We start from the raw sequence: 17,163 nt of genomic DNA on the forward strand, positions 1-17,163 counted from the left end.
CCTGTGAAACAGCCGAACGGATAGCGTTGCGCGAACTAAGCCTTCGGCTTATCGAACAGAATGCCCGGATTGAGGACCCAGTTCGGATCGACCTCGCGCTTGCTGGCCTGCATCATCCGAATGAAGCCCGGATCGATTTCCTTGTCATACCAAGGACGGAAACTGCGTCCGACGGCATGATGGTGCGTAATGGTGGCGCCGAGTTCCAGAAGGGCGTCGGATGCAACCTTGTTCAACGCCGCATAGTGCTCGATGTTCTTCTCGTGAGAAGACGGAGCCATGATGGAGTAGTAAGGCGCCGGCCCATCCGGATAAAGGAACGAGAACCGACGGCAGACAATGCCACCACCGCAAATCTTCTTCTCCGCCTCAGCGACCCGTCGCATGACTTCCGTGTCGAGCGCTTCGAACTTATCCCACGTATAGGCCGTTTCAAAGGTGAAGCTGACGATACCCATCGCCGCACGAACGTGCATGAGATAAGGCAGATAGCGGAACTGGTTGCGCCAGCTGCCCTGCGCGCCCGAGCGGCTGGTTTCGAGAGCATCGGTGCCCGTGCCCGCCTTCTGCTTCACCGTGCCGCCGTAGTCCCGGCAGATTTCCAGAGAGCGATCGAGCCATGCATCGACCGGATGATCAGCCGACTCATAACCGATCAGCAGCATCGATTCCGTGCCGTCGCCAGCCCCATAGAAGAAGGCGTCCTTCTCATCGAGGTAGCGGCAGTTTGCGGGATAAAGACCGGCTTGGGTGATCTGCCGAACGGCCTTCGCACCCTCGTAGAAGGTCTTGAACGACACCGAGGCGTTGGCGCGAAACTTCACCCGGCCCTGCAGACGCATCCACGCTTCGGTGATGATACCAAGCGTACCCTCCGAGCCGATGAAGGCGCGATCGGGACTCGGACCGGCGCCAGAGGCCGGCAGCCGGCGATTTGTGATCGTGCCGGTCGGCGTGACAACGCGCAGGCTTTCCACCATGTCGTCGATATGCGTCAGATGCGTCGCATAGTGACCGGACGAACGGGTCGCGATCCATCCGCCGAGAGTCGAGAATTCCCAAGATTGCGGAATGTGGCGCAGCGTGAAACCATGCGGCTTCAGCTGCTCCTCGAGCGAAGGACCGAACGTGCCGCCCTGGATTCTGGCCGCGCGCGAAGTCGGATCGACTTCCAGAACGCGATTGAGATTCTCGAGGTCGATGGTGACCACGCCCTTGTAGCTGCTATCATCCGGCGGATTGATGCCGCCCGTGACACTCGATCCGCCGCCGAAAGGCACGGCCGCGTAGCCATTTTCACCGCACCAGTCGAGAACGGCGGCAATGTCCTTTTCGTCGCGAGGATAAGCCACGACATCTGGCGGATTTGGATACTTGCGCTTGTAGATCATCGCCAGGTCGCGGAAGCTCTTGCCATAGGTGTGAGCAACGCGATCCCATTTTTCCGTCGTGCAGAAACTTGCAAGCGACGCCGGAGGCTTGATGCGCGGGGCACGGATCTCAATCTCGTCAAGGGTTGGATCCGGGAGAATTGTGAAATCGCTCATGCCGAGGCGCTTCGCAACGCGCTCGTGCATCGATTTCACTTCGGACTCAGGGATGTCCTGGCCTTCGTAACCCCAGCTCCAGAACTTCCTTCGCTGCCCTTTTGGCATATTCATGGGTGCATTCATTGCCTCGCTCCTTGCTCCTCGCTCGTGTTGAACCGGAAAGCCAGCCCGACTGATTCATCTGTCCCGACAGTCGGGAGAAAAGTCTTCGGTAACACACTGGCCCTTCCAAATTGGTACGACCAATAAGCTCCCGACCATGCTCTTTGTCAAGCGCATCTTCAGGCGTTGATCGAGAATTTCTTCATGGCCCACAGGCCCTCATTGCAACGTCCGGGTTCCATTCCGCCGATGCGGACGTAGCCAAGCGAGCCCGCATAGCGAGCCCGCAAGGGACCTTCGGAATTCGATTTTGCGCGAGAAACTCGCGAAGCCGGCCGATGGCCTACGTGGCTTAGCCGTTCATTTGGGTAATGAACTTGGTGTTCAGGTAGGCCTCCATGGCCTCTGTTCCACCCTCGGAGCCATAACCGGAGTCCTTGATCCCTCCAAACGGGGTTTCAGGCAGCGCAAGACCATGATGGTTTACCGACATCATTCCGCTTTCGACCCCCGTGCTGATGGCACCAATGACAGCGGCCGATTTGGTGTAGGCATAAGCGGCGAGGCCAAACGGAAGACGATTTGCCTCCGCTATGGCCTCATCGAGATCGGAGAAGGCGCTGATCGGAGCAACGGGACCAAACGGTTCCTCGTTCATGATACGCGCGTTCAGCGGGACATCCGTGAGAACGGTTGGCTCGAAGAAAAATCCCTCGTTTCCGATTCTTTTTCCGCCGGTTCTAACGCGCCCGCCGCGCGAGGTGGCGTCGGCGATCAAGGCCTCCATCGCCTCGATACGGCGATGATTAGCCAGCGGACCCATCTGGCTCGCGGCGTCAAGACCGTCGCCGACAACCAGATTCTTCGCCGCCGATGTGAAGTGATCGACAAACTCCTCGTAGACGCTTTTGTGCACGATGAAACGCGTGGGCGAGACACAGACTTGGCCGGCGTTCCTGAATTTCGCCGCGGACAGCAGTCTGGCCGACTCCTTCACGTCCGCATCGCCGAACACCAGTGCCGGCGCATGCCCTCCCAATTCCATCGTCACACGCTTCATATGGCTTCCCGCCAGAGCGGCGAGTTGCTTGCCGACTTGGGTGGAGCCCGTGAAGGAAATCTTGCGAATGAGCGGGTGGGCGATCAGATACGAAGACACTTCGGCGGGCACGCCGAAGACCAAAGTGAGTACGCCCGATGGCAGGCCGGCATCGGCGTAGGCCTGAACCAGAGCAGCGCAGCTGGCCGGCGTTTCTTCAGGTCCCTTGAGAATCACGGAGCAGCCGGCAGCGATTGCAGCCGAGATCTTGCGGACAGCCTGATTGATCGGAAAATTCCACGGCGTGAACGCAGCCACCGGCCCGACCGGCTCCTTGATCACGATTTGCTGCACCGCTCCAGAACGCGAAGGAATAGCGCGGCCGTAGGACCGGCGAGCCTCTTCGGCAAACCAGTCGACGATGTCCGCGCCGAGCAGCACCTCCAGTTTCGCTTCCGCCAGCGGTTTTCCCTGCTCGAGCGTGAGAATGCGAGCGATTTCACCGGCCCGCTCGCGCAGCTTCTCGGCGGCCGCCCGCATGAGCTTGTAGCGGTCGAACGCAGATGTCTTGCGCCAAGCACTGAAGCCGCGCCACGCCGAATCCAACGCTCGCTCGAGGTCGTCGACAGACGCGTGCGGAACACGCCCGATCGCAAGCCCGGTCGCGGGATTCAGCACAGCGTCGGATTTACCTTGGGACCCGTCGCACCAAGCCCCGTCGATGAACATCTTGACGTCCGGATAGGTCTGTTCCTGCTTCATGGCGATGTCCATTGGCCTTCGATGGGGATTGAAGAATTCGGAATGACTAGACAGAAAGCGCTGATGTTTCAGCGTACTTCTTCAAATCATGCTTTCTGATCTTGCCGTTTGGCGCGATTGGCAGTTGCGGCATCACGATGATCTGCTGGGGCTTCTTGTATCGGGCCAGTTGCCCATCGAGGAACGCGAACAGATCATTGGTCTCGACGGAACCTCCAGGAACGGGCTCCACAAAGGCGATGATTTCTTCGTTGCCCTCAACCGATCGCCCGACGACCGCAGAGTTGAGAACCGTCGGATGCGTGTTGAGAACCGCTTCGATCTCAGGCGGATACACATTAAACCCTGAGCGAATGATCAATTCCTTTGATCGGCCTTGCACAATCAATTCGCCGCGCGCGTTGCGGCTGACAATATCGCCGGTCTTCAAGTAGCCGTACTCATCGATAGCCCCCGCAGTCAGCTCCGGCTGACCATAGTAGCCAAGCATGACATTTGGTCCTCGCACGAGAAGCTCGCCCGGCAGGCCGTCTGCGACCTCATGACCGTCCGCTCCGACAATCTTGATCTCGACTCCGGAAATGGGAGGGCCGATGTTGACTTCGCCGCTGCCCATTGCGTACTGCGTCCGGCTGATCGTGGGCGACGTTTCGGTGAGACCATAGCCGTTATGGAGAACGACCCCGAACACGCGCTCGACGTTTTGACGCAATGAAAGGTCCAGCGGAGCGGTGCCGGTGTAAACATATCGGAGCCTGTTCGGTGAGAGCTGAAGACCCGCCTGGTCGACGTGAGCGACGATACGCGACAGCAACGCCGGCACGGCCGTAAATATCGTAAGAGTCTTGTTCACGACGGCTTCGATAGCTTGCGTGAGTGAGAATCTTGGCATGATTTTCAGATGCGCGCCTGCGAACAACATGCCTTGCATGAGTGTAAGCCCATACGAATGGGAAATCGGCATCACGCACAGCGAGACGTCGTCCGAACGAATCGTGTCGGTCCTTTTCCCCCGGCATGCGACAAACGCGAGACTGCGATGGCTAAGCATCACTCCCTTTGGGCGTCCGGTGGTTCCCGTCGTATAGATAACAACGGCGACCTGCCGGGAAGGATCCAGGTGAACCCGCTCCGCAACGGAATCCGCATCAAGCCTTGCGACTTTCACCTCACCTATTCCAGTGAACGGCTCGATGTCTGCGTCGCGCCGACAAGCATGAGCATCTGCGTCAGATGAAATGGCATGCGTATAGAACACGCGCCGCGGCCGACAGTCGCGCTCGATCAAATCCAGTTCATGCTTGCTCAGTCTTGCATTTGTGACGACCGCCCAGGCGTCAAGCCGGCTCGACGCATACAGCAATACGATCGCTGCGATTGAATTTTCACACACGATCATGACCCGATCGCCCGGACGAATACCGAGCCGGCTCATTTCAACGGCGGCAAGCTCGACCGTATCAATCAGGCGGCGATAGGACCAATCGACACCATGCTCGTCGGTAAACGCGATCCGAGAAGCATCCCCCTCTGCCCCCTCATCAAGTATCCCGTGAATGCGGGGCGGCAAGTTTGATACCAAATCCATTTTTCAGCCTATTTCCTGGTCGCTGCTGAAATCAGCGCCCGCATCCGCGTCGCGGCACTAAGTCGCCACGCCGGATGCAGCCGCCGCCCGTGAGTCAGCAATCTCATATTGGTAAGACCAATTTGGTCCGTTCAGTTATGTGCTGTCAAGACGTATTTGGCTGGCCACGCCCAACCCGCCGGGTCTGTCGCCCGGGCGCTTCGGATGGCGATAGATTCCGGGCAGTTATTCCGCCGCCTCGCGGACGTGACGCTGGGTCGGCGTGCGCATGGTCACGAGTTCCTCGGCCGAAGTAGGATGCAGCGCCATGGTGGCGTCGAAGTCGGCCTTGGTCGCTTTCATCTTGATCGCAATGGCGACAGCCTGAACGATCTCGGCGGCGTCCGGACCGACGATGTGGCAGCCGAGAACACGATCGGATGTACCATCGACGATCAACTTCATCAGAACGCGGCTTTGGCTGCCCGACAGCGTTGCCTTGATCGGCCTGAAATCGGTCCTGTAAATATCCACGTGGGTGAACTGCGCCCTTGCCTCGGCTTCGGTCAGCCCTACCGTTCCGACTTGCGGCTGTGAGAACACCGCCGTCGAAATATCGGCATGATCGACGCGCACCGGCCGCTTGCCAAACACAGTGTCGGCGAAGGCATGCCCTTCGCGAATCGCCACTGGCGTCAGATTTATGCGGTGGGTGACGTCGCCCACCGCATAGATATGCGGCACGTTGGTTTGCGAGAAGCCGTCGACGGCAATGCCGCCGTTGGCCGGATTTAGCGCCACGCCTGCCTTTTCAAGCCCAAGACCCTTGACGTTGGGATGACGGCCGATAGCAAACAGCACTTGGTCAGCAGCAATGCTCGATCCGCCAGACAGATGCGCGGTGAAGCCCTCACCGTGCTTCTCGACCTTGTTCACCGTGCAGCGTGTGAGAACAGTAACCCCCGCCTTCTCGACCTCGCCACGCACATGCGCGCGGATATCCTCGTCGAACCCCCGCAGGATGTCATCGCCGCGATACACAAGCGTCACGTCAGCGCCGAGCCCTGCGAAGATGCAGGCGCACTCCAGCGCGATGTAGCCACCGCCCTGGATCACGATGCGCTTCGGAAATGACGGCAGGTGGAAGATCTCGTCCGACGAAATGACATGCTCGATGCCGGGAATTGCCGCGCCATGACTCGGCGTGCTTCCGGTGGCGATCAGGATATATTTCGCTCGCACCGTTTCGCCGGTCGACAGGCGGAGCGTGTGCGCGTCCTCGAACACCGCGCGCGCCTTGACCACCCGCGCGCCGGCCTTCTCGGCATTGCCGGTATAGGCCGCCTCGAGCCGGGCGATTTCCTTGTCCTTGTTGGCGACCAGCGTCGGCCAGTCGAACGTCGCCGACGGGATGTTCCATCCGAAACCCGCCGCGTCCCTGATTTCCTCGTGGACATGTGAGGCATACACGAACAGCTTTTTCGGCACGCAGCCGCGGATCACGCAAGTGCCGCCCATGCGGTACTCTTCGGCAAGCATGACCTTGGCGCCGTAATTCGCTGCGATCCGCGCGGCGCGAACGCCGCCCGAGCCACCGCCGATCACAAACAAGTCTACGTCGTAATCAGCCATGGCAGCTTGCGCTTTGCCGGCTTGCCCCGAGGGTTCCAAGTACTGCAAGATCATCAACCTGATACGAAAGAACTATACGCAGAACGACTGCCATTCCAGCTCCGCCCTTTTCGGTCTTACCAATTCGGTATACCAGTCTTATATGCCCGGTACACCGGAATCAAGCGAGTGGCCGTGCGAAGGCGGAATTAGGCGAGACGGTATCCCCGGCGACGGGACCCGTAACGGTGCGCAAAGCACCTGTAATATCATCGCCTGTCGAAATAGAGTGAACATCACTCAGATTCGTGGCTATTGGCAGGTGCCCGGGCGCGCAACGGCTTAGCAGACGAGCTTTTCCGGAACGCAGGCCAGAAAGAGTAGACACAAATGACTGAACGAAATCGAACCGAAAAGCCGGAGCCTCCCTCGAACGCCATCGGAAAAATCCTTTCGTTCATCCGTGAGCGCCGCTATCAGCCCGCGGAACGTCTGCCGTCTGAACGAGACTTCGCGGAGAAGTTCGACACAAGTCGGGGCGCCGTCCGTGAGGCGCTGGCTGCCCTCGAAGCCATGCGCGTCATTGAGAGACGGCCCAATTCGGGGATATATCTGCGGCATTCAGACGATAGCAGCATCGAGGCCCTCGTCCTTCACGCCGAGTCGGGCCTTCCGTTCCAGGCCAACGAAATCGCCGACGTCTTCGAAGTGCGACGCATGCTCGAAGTGCAGGCCGCCCGATTGGCCTGCACCCGCAGGACACCTGATAATATCCGCGATCTTCGCGCAATTTTGAGCGACACCGAGAAGCGTCTCGCCAAGAAGCAGACGATCGAGCGGGAAGATGAGGCATTTCATCTGGCCATCTTCGCTGCCACCAAGAATGACATTCTGCTCCGCGTCGTAAAGTCATTCTATGAACTGTCCAGACAGCGCCGCCGCATCTATTTTGCTGATCACAACCGCGGTCGCCGCTCCTATGAAGATCACTGCGAAATCCTTGAGGCCATTGAGGGACGACGCGTCGGCCAAGCTGAGCAGAAAATGAATGAACACCTGTCTCAGACCATCGAAACCTGGCAAACGCTGTTGGGAGAGCCAAAGATACCTGCAAGACGATAGGCTTTCGTCGAACATCCCATCCTGGCAAACCGTTCGAGTCGATTCTGGCGCGCGGCCCCGCGTACTGAACTGATCTTTCTTGCCCGGATGGGATCTGGAGCGCCCTACCCTTTAAGCGCACCTGCCGTAAGCCCTGCGACAAAGTATCGGTAGCAGAATGTAAAGATAACGAACAGCGGAAGCGCAATGAGGGATGCGCCGGCAAGGATCTCGCCCCAACGCAGATCCTGCGCGCCCAGCATCGAGGCCAAGGCTACAGGAAGCGTCTTGTTCTGATCGCTCATGATCAGGATGAGCGCGAACACGTAGTCCGCCCAGGAAAGCAGGAACGAGAAGATGCCGACCGTAATCAGGCCCGGTGCGGAAAGCGGCAAGACCACCTTGATGAACGCGCCGAACTGCGAGCAGCCGTCGACCATTGCCGCTTCTTCCAGGTCAAATGGCATTGACTTGAAGAAGCCCCACAAAAGCCAGACGCCTAACGGGAGTGAGATTGCGAGGTGAGCAATCAGCAGACCCCACAGGCTGTCGGAAAGCCCGAACATGCGGAACAAGGCTGACATCGGGATAACCAGCATCAACGGCGGAAACATATAAGCAAACAACATCGAGGCAACCAATGTTGTCTTCCCTCTGAATCGCAGCCGCGTCGCGCCGTAAGCAATGAATGCTGAAAGCGTTGTGGCAACGATGATCGTAGCCATCGCCATCAGGGCGCTGTTGAAGAAATTGGCCGTGTAGTTCGTCAGTTCCAGCAGCGACTTATACGAAGAGAGATCTGGCGGCCAAAACGCCAACGACGTGTCCAGAAACAACCGCTGCGGGGCCCGAAGACTGGATACAATCATCCAGTAGATCGGAAAGAACGAGTAGATGCAGATTACAATGACCGCCGCGTAGAGGCCGATGCGCCCGGCAATCTGCTTGATCGGCTTGCTCACAAAACCGGAGAACTTTTGTTCCGATGCTGGCGTTGGCGCGTCCTGCGGCAAGCGATCGAACCGGGACGTGCTGCGAAGGAGTGCCGCCTGCCGCGGATTGGCAACAGCAGCAACGACGGAGAGGTGCGAGTTTTGTTGTGTCACTGTCATCGGCCTTGCTTTGCTTCGTCGATGGGGAAGAACCGCAGGTAGATCAGGATAATGGTTGCCAGAAGCGCGAACGAGATTGTCGCCACCGCCGCCCCGCCTCCAAGATCGAACTCCAGAAATGCCCTTCGATAAGCGAGGGTCGGGAGCGTCTCGGTCTGATTCAGCGGGCCTCCCTTGGTTAGCAGCCAGATCACGTCAAACTTGTTGAACATCCAGATGCCTCTCAGCAGAATGACCACGATCAAGACAGATCTGAGGCCCGGCAGCGTGATGTGCCAGAACTGTTTCCAGGCACCGGCGCCGTCGACCCGAGCTGCTTCGTAAAGCTGAACGGGAATGGTTTGCAGGCCAGCCAGAACGCACGTCACCACAAATGGAGTCCATATCCATACGCTGACAAGAACAATCGTTCCCTTCGCGGTTGCCGAGTTGGCGCCCCAATCGAACATGCTGGATCCGAACGACGCCAGTATACTTTTGATCAATCCGTAATTTGGATCGAGCATCCATTGTGCGATGAGGCACGCAACGACTGTCGGAAGAAAGTATGGGACGATCGATAGCGCACGAACGACTGTCTGTCCCACGAACTGACGATTCAGAACGAGTGCAATGCCAACGCCGAGCGTGACCTGCAATACGATCGCGGAAATGGAAATCATTATCCCGTTTAACAACGCGTCCCAAAAGTTACTGTCCTCCAGGACGGAGAGATAATTTCCAAATCCAACCCACCGCGGCGGATCAATAAAGGACTCCGCCGCGTAGAACGAGAGCTTGATGGAGTACAGGAGTGGCCCGCCAACGATCGCGCCGACTATCAAAACGCCCCCGACGAACAAGCCGATGATTCGCCAATCCTGCCTCATAAGGCACCTACCTTTTCGTCAACAAAATTCAGCCAAGCTTCCGGATGCGATTGGCCGCCGCTTTCACGCAATCGGCCGATGACATGTTCTTGAGCACCTTGTTCTGCAGCATCTCGGGCATGACGTTCGAATCGAACACCTTGCACGGCCGCAGATCGATCGACGGACCGATCAAATCGACCGACGAGAGCCTCACCTTGCTGTCCGGATCGATGAACGACTTCATCTGCATCATCGTTGCCCAATGCTTCTGAATCATCGGGTGCTCCTTCCAGCGCGGATCCTCGTAGATATCCAGGCGCGCCGGCTGGAAGTTCATCCATGCTGAATGCAGCCAGTCGATGTAGTGCTCATCGATAAACCATTTGAGGAACTTGAGTGTCTCCTCGCTCTGCTTGGTCTTGAATGCGATGAACCCGTCGAAGGCAAACGGCAGTGCCTTCTGCTTGCCGGTGCTGTCCGGTGCGGCGAAGATGCCATACTTGTCCGCAAGATCCGGATTTCGCGCCTCGAGCGCCTCGACCACACGCCCGGAGTAAAGGGTATGCGCGACCTTTCCGGTGGCGAAGAGACTCATGAGCTCGGCATAACCCACCGTGTTCAATCCGGGCGGCATGGTCTTGTAGAGTTCACCGAAAAGATCGAGGAAGCGCCCGGCCCGATCCGCATTTTCGGGAGCATCAAGAACAACGTTCCACTTGTCGTCGTAGAACTGCGGAGCCTCCGCGAACAGGTTACCGAAGCTCGCCCAGTTGGTTGCGCTGTCGCTCGCCAGCGGCATCACGCAACCGCCACGTTCGATATTGCCGTCCTTTGAGATCGTCAGCGCCCGGCAGTTATCGAGATACTCCGCCCATGTGTTGGGGATCTTGAGGCCCTTCTCGGCGTAGAGATCCTTGCGATAGTAACAGGTCACAAGATTGTAGTCGTAGGGATAAAACCAATTCTCTCCCTGATACTTCCAGGCACCCATCTGCCCCCAGGAGTGCTGCTTCACCAGATCGGTCACCGGAATAAGATGACCGCCGCGGGCATACTGAAGAATATGGGCAATATAGCCCTGGGTAGCCAGGTCATACGGAGTACCGGAATTGATCGCCGCCATGGTCTTCGCGTATGCGCCGCTGATCGGAGTCGAATCGACGATGATCTTGACGCCGAACTTGCTCTCATACTCGTTGCACGCGTTTCGCAACACGGCCTGGCTGTCGGCCGCGGTTTCATTGTTCAGGAATCGGAGGGTCACTCCGGCTTGAGCGTTCACGTACGGAGCCGCCAGAGAGCTCGTCGCTCCAACCACCGCCCCCGCGGATGTTTTGAGAAAATCTCGCCGGCTAAAACCGAAAGACTTACCCTTGGACTTCCATTGGTTTGAATTGCGCATGGTCATGATTTTCCCTCCCTTTGTTGATTTCATTTATTGATTTTGATTGCCTCAAAGCCTTCCCGTTCTCGCGCGAGAACAAATGCAACCGCTGTGCAGGCAGAACGACGGGGATTTTGTCGCCGGCTACGAGCACGTCGTCGCGCGCGAATACCGCGCGGAATTTCTGACCGAAGATCGTTCCCAGCACATAGGTCTGTGCGCCGATTTGCTCGACCAGACTGACGATCATCTCGATGTCAGATGCCGCTTCCGCGCGAACGATATGCTCCGGCCTGATGCCGACGGTGACGCTCTTCTCCGTCTCGACAAACTCACCGTCCGGCAATCCGAGTTGCAGTTCGCCAGAACGAACCCTCAAACCACCACCGTCACGGAGCAGTTCGCCCTCAACCAGATTCATCTCGGGTGAACCGATAAAGGCCGCCACAAACACATTCTCCGGCCGGTCGTAGAGATCCAGCGGCCGTCCGGCTTGCTGAATCCAGCCATCGCGCATGATGACAATCCGGTCACCGAGCGTCATGGCTTCGACCTGGTCGTGCGTCACGAAGATCATCGTGGCTCCGAGCCGGGCATGCAGCGTCGCGATTTCTTCGCGAGTCTTCACGCGCAGCTTGGCGTCCAGATTGGAAAGGGGTTCATCGAGCAGAAAGACATCTGGGTCTCGGACGAGCGCGCGGCCAAGCGCAACCCGCTGCATCTGGCCACCCGACAGCTGGCGCGGCTTTCGCTCGAGCAAGGGATCAAGGCCGAGGCTAGACGCCGCGCTGCGCACACGACGATCAATCTCGTCTTTCGATTCTCCGCGCACGCGAAGACCAAATGCCATGTTGTCGTAGACGGTCTTCTGCGGATAGAGCGCGTAGTTCTGGAACACCATCGCAATATTGCGATCTTTCGGCGGGAGCGCAGTCACATCCCGCCCGCCGATCATGATCCTGCCAGATGTCACATCATCGAGGCCGGCGAGCATGCGCAACGTGGTCGATTTCCCGCAACCGGACGGCCCGACAAAAACGACAAGTTCTCCGTCGGCAATATCCAACGAAAAATCCTGCACCGCCCACGGCCCTCGATCTCCGCCAAAGGATTTCGACACATTCTGGAGAGTGACTCGCGCCATACAGCAAACCTCGCTTCGCGTTGCCTCTAGTTATTATTCCCATGCGCCGAACTCGGACCGCACAGCTGTCTTCCAAATTGGACAGACCATTTTGGTCTTCCATACGTCTCCGCCTGGCGGCTGTCAAGCAATCTCCACGGCTGGCACCTTCAAAGCCGCGATCATTGAGCAGAAGCTTTCGCCGGGATCGGCAATCCGGAACTCCGCCATAGAATCAATCACAACCGATATTGGTTTGACCAATTTGGCCGATCCAATTATAGATGAATGGAGGGCGCGCGGTTTCTCGGAAATAGATCGCGTCATATGAACTAACAAGGAAGCGACATGGCTGGACCTCTGGTGGGCTACCGAGTGCTCGATCTCTCAAGAATTCTCGCAGGGCCGTGGTTGGGCCAACTTCTTTCCGACCTCGGTGCCGAAGTCTGGAAGATCGAACGTCCCGGCACCGGCGACGACACACGGCAATGGGGTCCCCCGTTCCTGAAGGACGGCGAATCCAACGATACAACCGAAAGCGCCTATTTTCTCAGCGCTAACCGCGGCAAGCATTCGATCTGCGTCGACATCGCGACTGAGGAAGGCAGCGCAATCGTGCGCGCGCTGGCGCAGCAAGCCGACATCGTGATTGAGAACTACAAGGTCGGCGACATGTCCCGATACGGGCTGGACTATGAGTCACTGCGAAAGCTGAAACCCGATATCATTTACTGCTCTATCACCGGCTACGGCCAGACCGGCCCGATGAAGGATGTTGCGGGATATGACATGGCCATTCAGGCAACCGGCGGCCTGATGAGCATCACGGGTGAAAGCGACGATATGCCGGGCGGAGGCCCCCAGAAAGTTGGCGTTCCGATCGTCGACATTCTCACCGGCATGTACAGTGCAACCGGCGTCATTTCCGCGTTGCTGCATCGCGAGCGCACCGGCGAAGGCCAACATATCGACATGGCTCTGCTCGACGTTCAGGTTTCGGTACTTGCCAACCAGAACATGAACTATCTCACGACGGGAACTCCACCCAAGCGATCCGGTAATGCGCATCCGAATATCGTTCCTTATCAGGTGTTCAAGACAAAGGACGGCTCGTTTGTGCTGGCTGTCGGAAACGACCAGCAGTTCAGGAAATTCTGTGCAACTGCGGGATTGACAGAATTGGCCGCTGACATCCGCTTTCGCACGAACACCGATCGGCTTCACAATCGTGACCAACTCATTCCGCTTCTGGATGTGCATCTGGTTAAGCAGACGACGCACCACTGGATATCATTGCTTGAGCCAGTCGGAGTTCCTTGCGCGCCGATCAACCGGCTGGACCAGGTGTTTGCTCATCCGCAAGTGATCCATCGGGAGCTGCAGATCAATCTGCCTCATCCTTCCGGCGCCATTGCGCCTCTCGTCGGTAACCCGATCAAGTTTTCGAAAACGAAGATCGAGTATTCGAAGAGTCCGCCGCTGCGGGGCGAAGACACGGAACATGTCCTCAAGACCGTACTCAAATTTGATCAGGCACAGATTCAGCGCCTGAACGAGAGCCGAATTGTCGATACCGGCACGCATCCGCGGCGCTCCTCGCCAAGACGGCTCGAATAAGCGGGTGCTCGCACCCATAAATGAACACGGCCGACGCACACGGCGGCCGAGCTCATGACATCTGCCTGCAGATCTGGCGGCGGCGTTCTGTGGCAGGCGAAGCTCGGATAAATTCAGACGAATGCCGGCCTACTTAATGACCGAGGGCCCAGACTACCTTTTGAAATGCTGTTCTCTCCTGGGGAGACATAGTCTTATCCCAATGCTGCGACCCTTTCGGTCCCCATAGAAGAACAAAAACGGCCGACGCGACCAGCGAAGCAGCTAACACGCGAGTGACCATCGAAACACCTCTCTGTTGACGCCCGAACCCCGGCCACTATAATTGGATATACCAAAATGGTACTCCAAACCGACCCAAAAACAACGGCAATAGTTCGTCACCTGTATCGGAAAGCATCCTGTCCGGCGAGCTATTTGCTTCAAGCACACCAGCCACGTTAGCCAGCCGCGGGCGTTCCCAAGGGGATTCGAAATGAAACTATCCGGATATGACTACATCATCGTCGGCGCGGGATCGGCGGGATGCGTGCTGGCTTCACGACTGAGCGAGGATCCGAACGTCAATGTCCTGCTGATCGAGGCCGGAGCTCCATCCGCATCCATCTTCGTTCACATGCCGGCCGGCATTCGCGTCCTCTACACAAGTTCAAAATACAACTGGCAGTTCTGGACCGAACCCCAGGCCCATCTCAACAATCGAAAGATCTACATTCCGCGTGGCCGGGTTGTGGGTGGCTCCTCCTCCATCAACTCAATGATTGCGATTCGAGGCAACGCCTGGGACTACGACTCGTGGGCCGATCAAGGCCTGCCATCATGGAGTTTCGAAAACCTGCGCCCCTACCTCAGGAAAATCGAGGATGCCACCCTGGTGACACGGGAGCGCAATCAGGACAGAGGATATTCCGGTCCTATTCGGCTGTCCTATGGCACCCTGCAACATCCCATTTCAAAGGCATTCATAGAAAGCGCGGTATCGACCGGCCTGCGGGAGAACAATGGCTTCAACGGCCCATCCCAGATCGGCGCCGGCTTCTACGAACTCACCATCGCCGAAGGAAAGCGATCCGGAGCTTTCAAATATCTCGATCGCGCGAAGGGACGAAGCAATCTCACCCTCATGGCTAATTGCAGAGTTCGCCGGATCGCGATGGAGGGAACGCGCGCGCGCGGCGTGGTCATCGAGAAGGGCGGACGCGAGATAACCATCTCGGCAGAGCGCGAGGTATTGCTGACATCCGGAGCCATCGGCTCGCCGCAACTGCTGATGCTCTCGGGTATCGGACCGGCGGATCACCTGCACTCGCTTGGCATCAAGCCGGTCCTCGATTCCGCTGGGGTCGGAGACAACCTGCAGGACCATCTGGATTGTGCGATTCGCCTAGAAGCCTCTCAGCCCGTTACGCTGACGCCGTATCTCGGCTTGATCAAGGGCGGTCTCGCGGGGGCGCAATACATTCTTCGGGGCACAGGCCCCGCAACGTCGCAAGGTGTCGAAGCCGGCGCCTTCTGGGGACCTGACAAAAATTCGTCGCTGCCGGAATGGCAGGCCCATCTCATCGTCGCGCTCCGAAATCCGCCGCCCAACGAACGCATCGATCATGGTTTCGCGATTCGCGTTTGCCAGCTTCGACCCAAGAGCCGCGGCGCGCTGCGATTGAGATCAGCGGACCCATCCGACACTCCCGCTATCGATCCGCGCTTTCTCTCTGACGAATCCGATTTCGTCAGCATGCAAGAAGGCGTCAAGCAGTTATGCGAGATTATCGATCAACCGGGTTTGCGCAAATTCGTGAAGCGAAAGATCGATATCGATGCGTTTACGAGTGTAACCTCCCGCAAAGAGTGGATACGAGCGCGGGCCGAAACGATCTATCATCCAGTAGGCACCTGCCGTATGGGCGTAGACAGCAACGCTGTTGTCGATGGTCAGTTGCGGGTTCGGGGGATAGACAACCTCAGAGTCATCGATGGCTCGATCATGCCAACAGTAATCAGCGGAAATACCAATCTACCGATCATGGCCATGGCGGAAAAAGCCGCTGAGCTCGTTGCGGGAAGCAACGAGACGAGACAGTCAGGCGCTGCTCCCAAAAAACAGTCAGCTTAACGGTCCGAGCATCTCGAAACCGCTGAGTGACCGATTTCATCGATGGATTAGTGCACACGCGATGCGCCGGATATACCACTACAGGCTGCGGTAATTCGCGCGTTGCAATACCATCGTCTCCCGCAATCATAAGGTTGAAACATGACTGAGCGACTCGATCCGTATCGTGTGGAAGCTTACAACACCGCCAAACTGTCCGAAAACAAGATGCACGATGATTCCGTGGCCCTGAAATACGGTTTCAGAGGCGGATTGGTACCGGGAGTCGATGTTCTCGCCTACATGATCCACGTTCCGGTTGCGAAATGGGGCCGGACGTTCCTCGAGCGAGGATTGATCGAAGCGCGGTTCGGCAAGCCTATCTATGACGGCGAGGACGTACTGGTTCAAGCCGAGGAGTCCGGCGATGGGCTGGCACTGACCGTCGAGCGCGGCGAGCCAAAAGCCACCGGACGGGCCTCGCTTGCAGACACTGCGCCGGTATTCTCGCTTGCCGATTTTCCCGACACCGCGCCAGTTGCGACAAGGAATCCTATCGACGCTGACTCTTACTCACTCGGTAAATGGCTCGGCACCACTCCGCGCTCCTGGCAGGGCGAGGCAGGTGCCGAATATCGCGCCGAGGTGCGCGAGACAGACCCTATCTACGCGCGCGAAGGCCTCGTCCATCCTGGCGTGCTGCAGCGGATCATGAACCGGGTCCTCATGGAAAATGCTGTTCTCGGGCCATGGATTCATATCGGCAGCCGCATGCAGCTTTTATCAGCCGCGGCCGACAGCGACGAACTGACCGCTCGCTCATGCGTCACAGGCAACTATGAGAAGAAGGGTCATTTGTTTGTAAAACTGGACGGTCTTATCGTTGCCAATGGCCGCACTCCTATCGCCCATTGTCAGCATACCGCGATCTATCAGCCTCGCGCTCAAGCTGCATGAGGTGCGGTTGCTTCGGGCATTCAGCTCTTCTAACTCATTGTGGTGGTTGGCCGGACTGGCTAACCATTTTTCATCAAGAAATTCTGGCGGGCGGGATGCCGTCACGCAGATAAGCCCAGGGGCCACAGCTACTGCTTACGACTGACGCCCCTGCGGGCACAACGACATTCCATAACGCGCCATTACGCGAATCCGAAGCGGCACGAAGCGGGCGCGGATAAGAGCGTCCGAAACTTTTCCACAGAGCTCCCTTTTCGTCACATTTGATGTTGACGCCTGAACTTGCAGTTGCGAC

12 protein-coding genes are annotated in these 17,163 nt (G+C 57.7%); 4 read left to right on the forward strand and 8 right to left on the reverse strand.

The annotated features are described in order from the left end of the window. Positions 1–35: 35 nt before the first annotated feature. The 4 genes from BN32_RS08350 to gor form a co-directional block, all read right to left on the reverse strand. Positions 36–1,673, reverse strand: coding sequence for an FAD-binding oxidoreductase (locus BN32_RS08350; protein ID WP_040425581.1), 1,638 nt, complete (start codon positions 1,671–1,673; stop codon positions 36–38). A 331-nt stretch (positions 1,674–2,004) separates the two neighbouring features. Then, on the reverse strand, positions 2,005–3,453 hold the full coding sequence (locus BN32_RS08355) for an NAD-dependent succinate-semialdehyde dehydrogenase (RefSeq protein WP_040426160.1): 1,449 nt from the start codon (positions 3,451–3,453) through the stop codon (positions 2,005–2,007). Positions 3,454–3,499: 46 nt separating this feature from the next. Next, complete coding sequence (locus BN32_RS08360; RefSeq protein ID WP_019197704.1) at positions 3,500–5,041, reverse strand: class I adenylate-forming enzyme family protein; 1,542 nt, start codon at positions 5,039–5,041, stop codon at positions 3,500–3,502. Positions 5,042–5,266: 225 nt separating this feature from the next. Further along, the gene (gor, locus tag BN32_RS08365) at positions 5,267–6,652 is read right to left on the reverse strand and encodes a glutathione-disulfide reductase (protein ID WP_040426162.1); all 1,386 of its coding nucleotides are present in this window, start codon (positions 6,650–6,652) and stop codon (positions 5,267–5,269) included. Positions 6,653–7,021: 369 nt separating this feature from the next. Here gor and BN32_RS08370 point away from each other — a divergent pair, with 369 nt between their 5' ends. Further along, a complete protein-coding gene (locus BN32_RS08370) occupies positions 7,022–7,753 on the forward strand; it encodes a FadR/GntR family transcriptional regulator (protein ID WP_019197706.1) in 732 nt (243 codons plus the stop codon). 104 nt (positions 7,754–7,857) lie between these two features. Here BN32_RS08370 and BN32_RS08375 read toward each other — a convergent pair whose 3' ends face one another. The 4 genes from BN32_RS08375 to BN32_RS08390 are packed head-to-tail and all read right to left on the reverse strand — an operon-like array spanning position 7,858 to position 12,223. Next, positions 7,858–8,844, reverse strand: coding sequence for a carbohydrate ABC transporter permease (locus BN32_RS08375; protein ID WP_019197707.1), 987 nt, complete (start codon positions 8,842–8,844; stop codon positions 7,858–7,860). Continuing rightward, on the reverse strand, positions 8,841–9,713 hold the full coding sequence (locus BN32_RS08380; RefSeq protein ID WP_019197708.1) for an ABC transporter permease subunit: 873 nt from the start codon (positions 9,711–9,713) through the stop codon (positions 8,841–8,843). The genes BN32_RS08375 and BN32_RS08380 overlap by 4 nt, the downstream gene beginning before the upstream one ends. Before the next feature lie 28 nt (positions 9,714–9,741). Then, positions 9,742–11,103 (reverse strand): ABC transporter substrate-binding protein, encoded by a 1,362-nt coding sequence (locus BN32_RS08385; protein WP_040425582.1) that lies wholly within the window; start codon positions 11,101–11,103, stop codon positions 9,742–9,744. Next, entirely contained in the window at positions 11,063–12,223 is a 1,161-nt protein-coding gene (locus BN32_RS08390) for an ABC transporter ATP-binding protein (protein ID WP_040425583.1), read from the reverse strand. The genes BN32_RS08385 and BN32_RS08390 overlap by 41 nt, the downstream gene beginning before the upstream one ends. Before the next feature lie 327 nt (positions 12,224–12,550). Here BN32_RS08390 and BN32_RS08395 point away from each other — a divergent pair, with 327 nt between their 5' ends. From BN32_RS08395 to BN32_RS08405, 3 genes are all read left to right on the forward strand, one after another. Next, the gene (locus BN32_RS08395; protein ID WP_040425584.1) at positions 12,551–13,819 is read left to right on the forward strand and encodes a CaiB/BaiF CoA transferase family protein; all 1,269 of its coding nucleotides are present in this window, start codon (positions 12,551–12,553) and stop codon (positions 13,817–13,819) included. A 475-nt stretch (positions 13,820–14,294) separates the two neighbouring features. Then, positions 14,295–15,932, forward strand: coding sequence for a GMC family oxidoreductase (locus BN32_RS08400; protein ID WP_019197712.1), 1,638 nt, complete (start codon positions 14,295–14,297; stop codon positions 15,930–15,932). Between the two features lie 141 nt (positions 15,933–16,073). Beyond that, a complete protein-coding gene (locus BN32_RS08405; protein ID WP_019197713.1) occupies positions 16,074–16,868 on the forward strand; it encodes a hypothetical protein in 795 nt (264 codons plus the stop codon). Positions 16,869–17,163: the final 295 nt, after the last annotated feature.

The sequence above is a fragment of the Afipia birgiae 34632 genome (assembly GCF_000308295.2).
Classification (GTDB): Bacteria; Pseudomonadota; Alphaproteobacteria; order Rhizobiales; family Xanthobacteraceae; genus Afipia; species Afipia birgiae.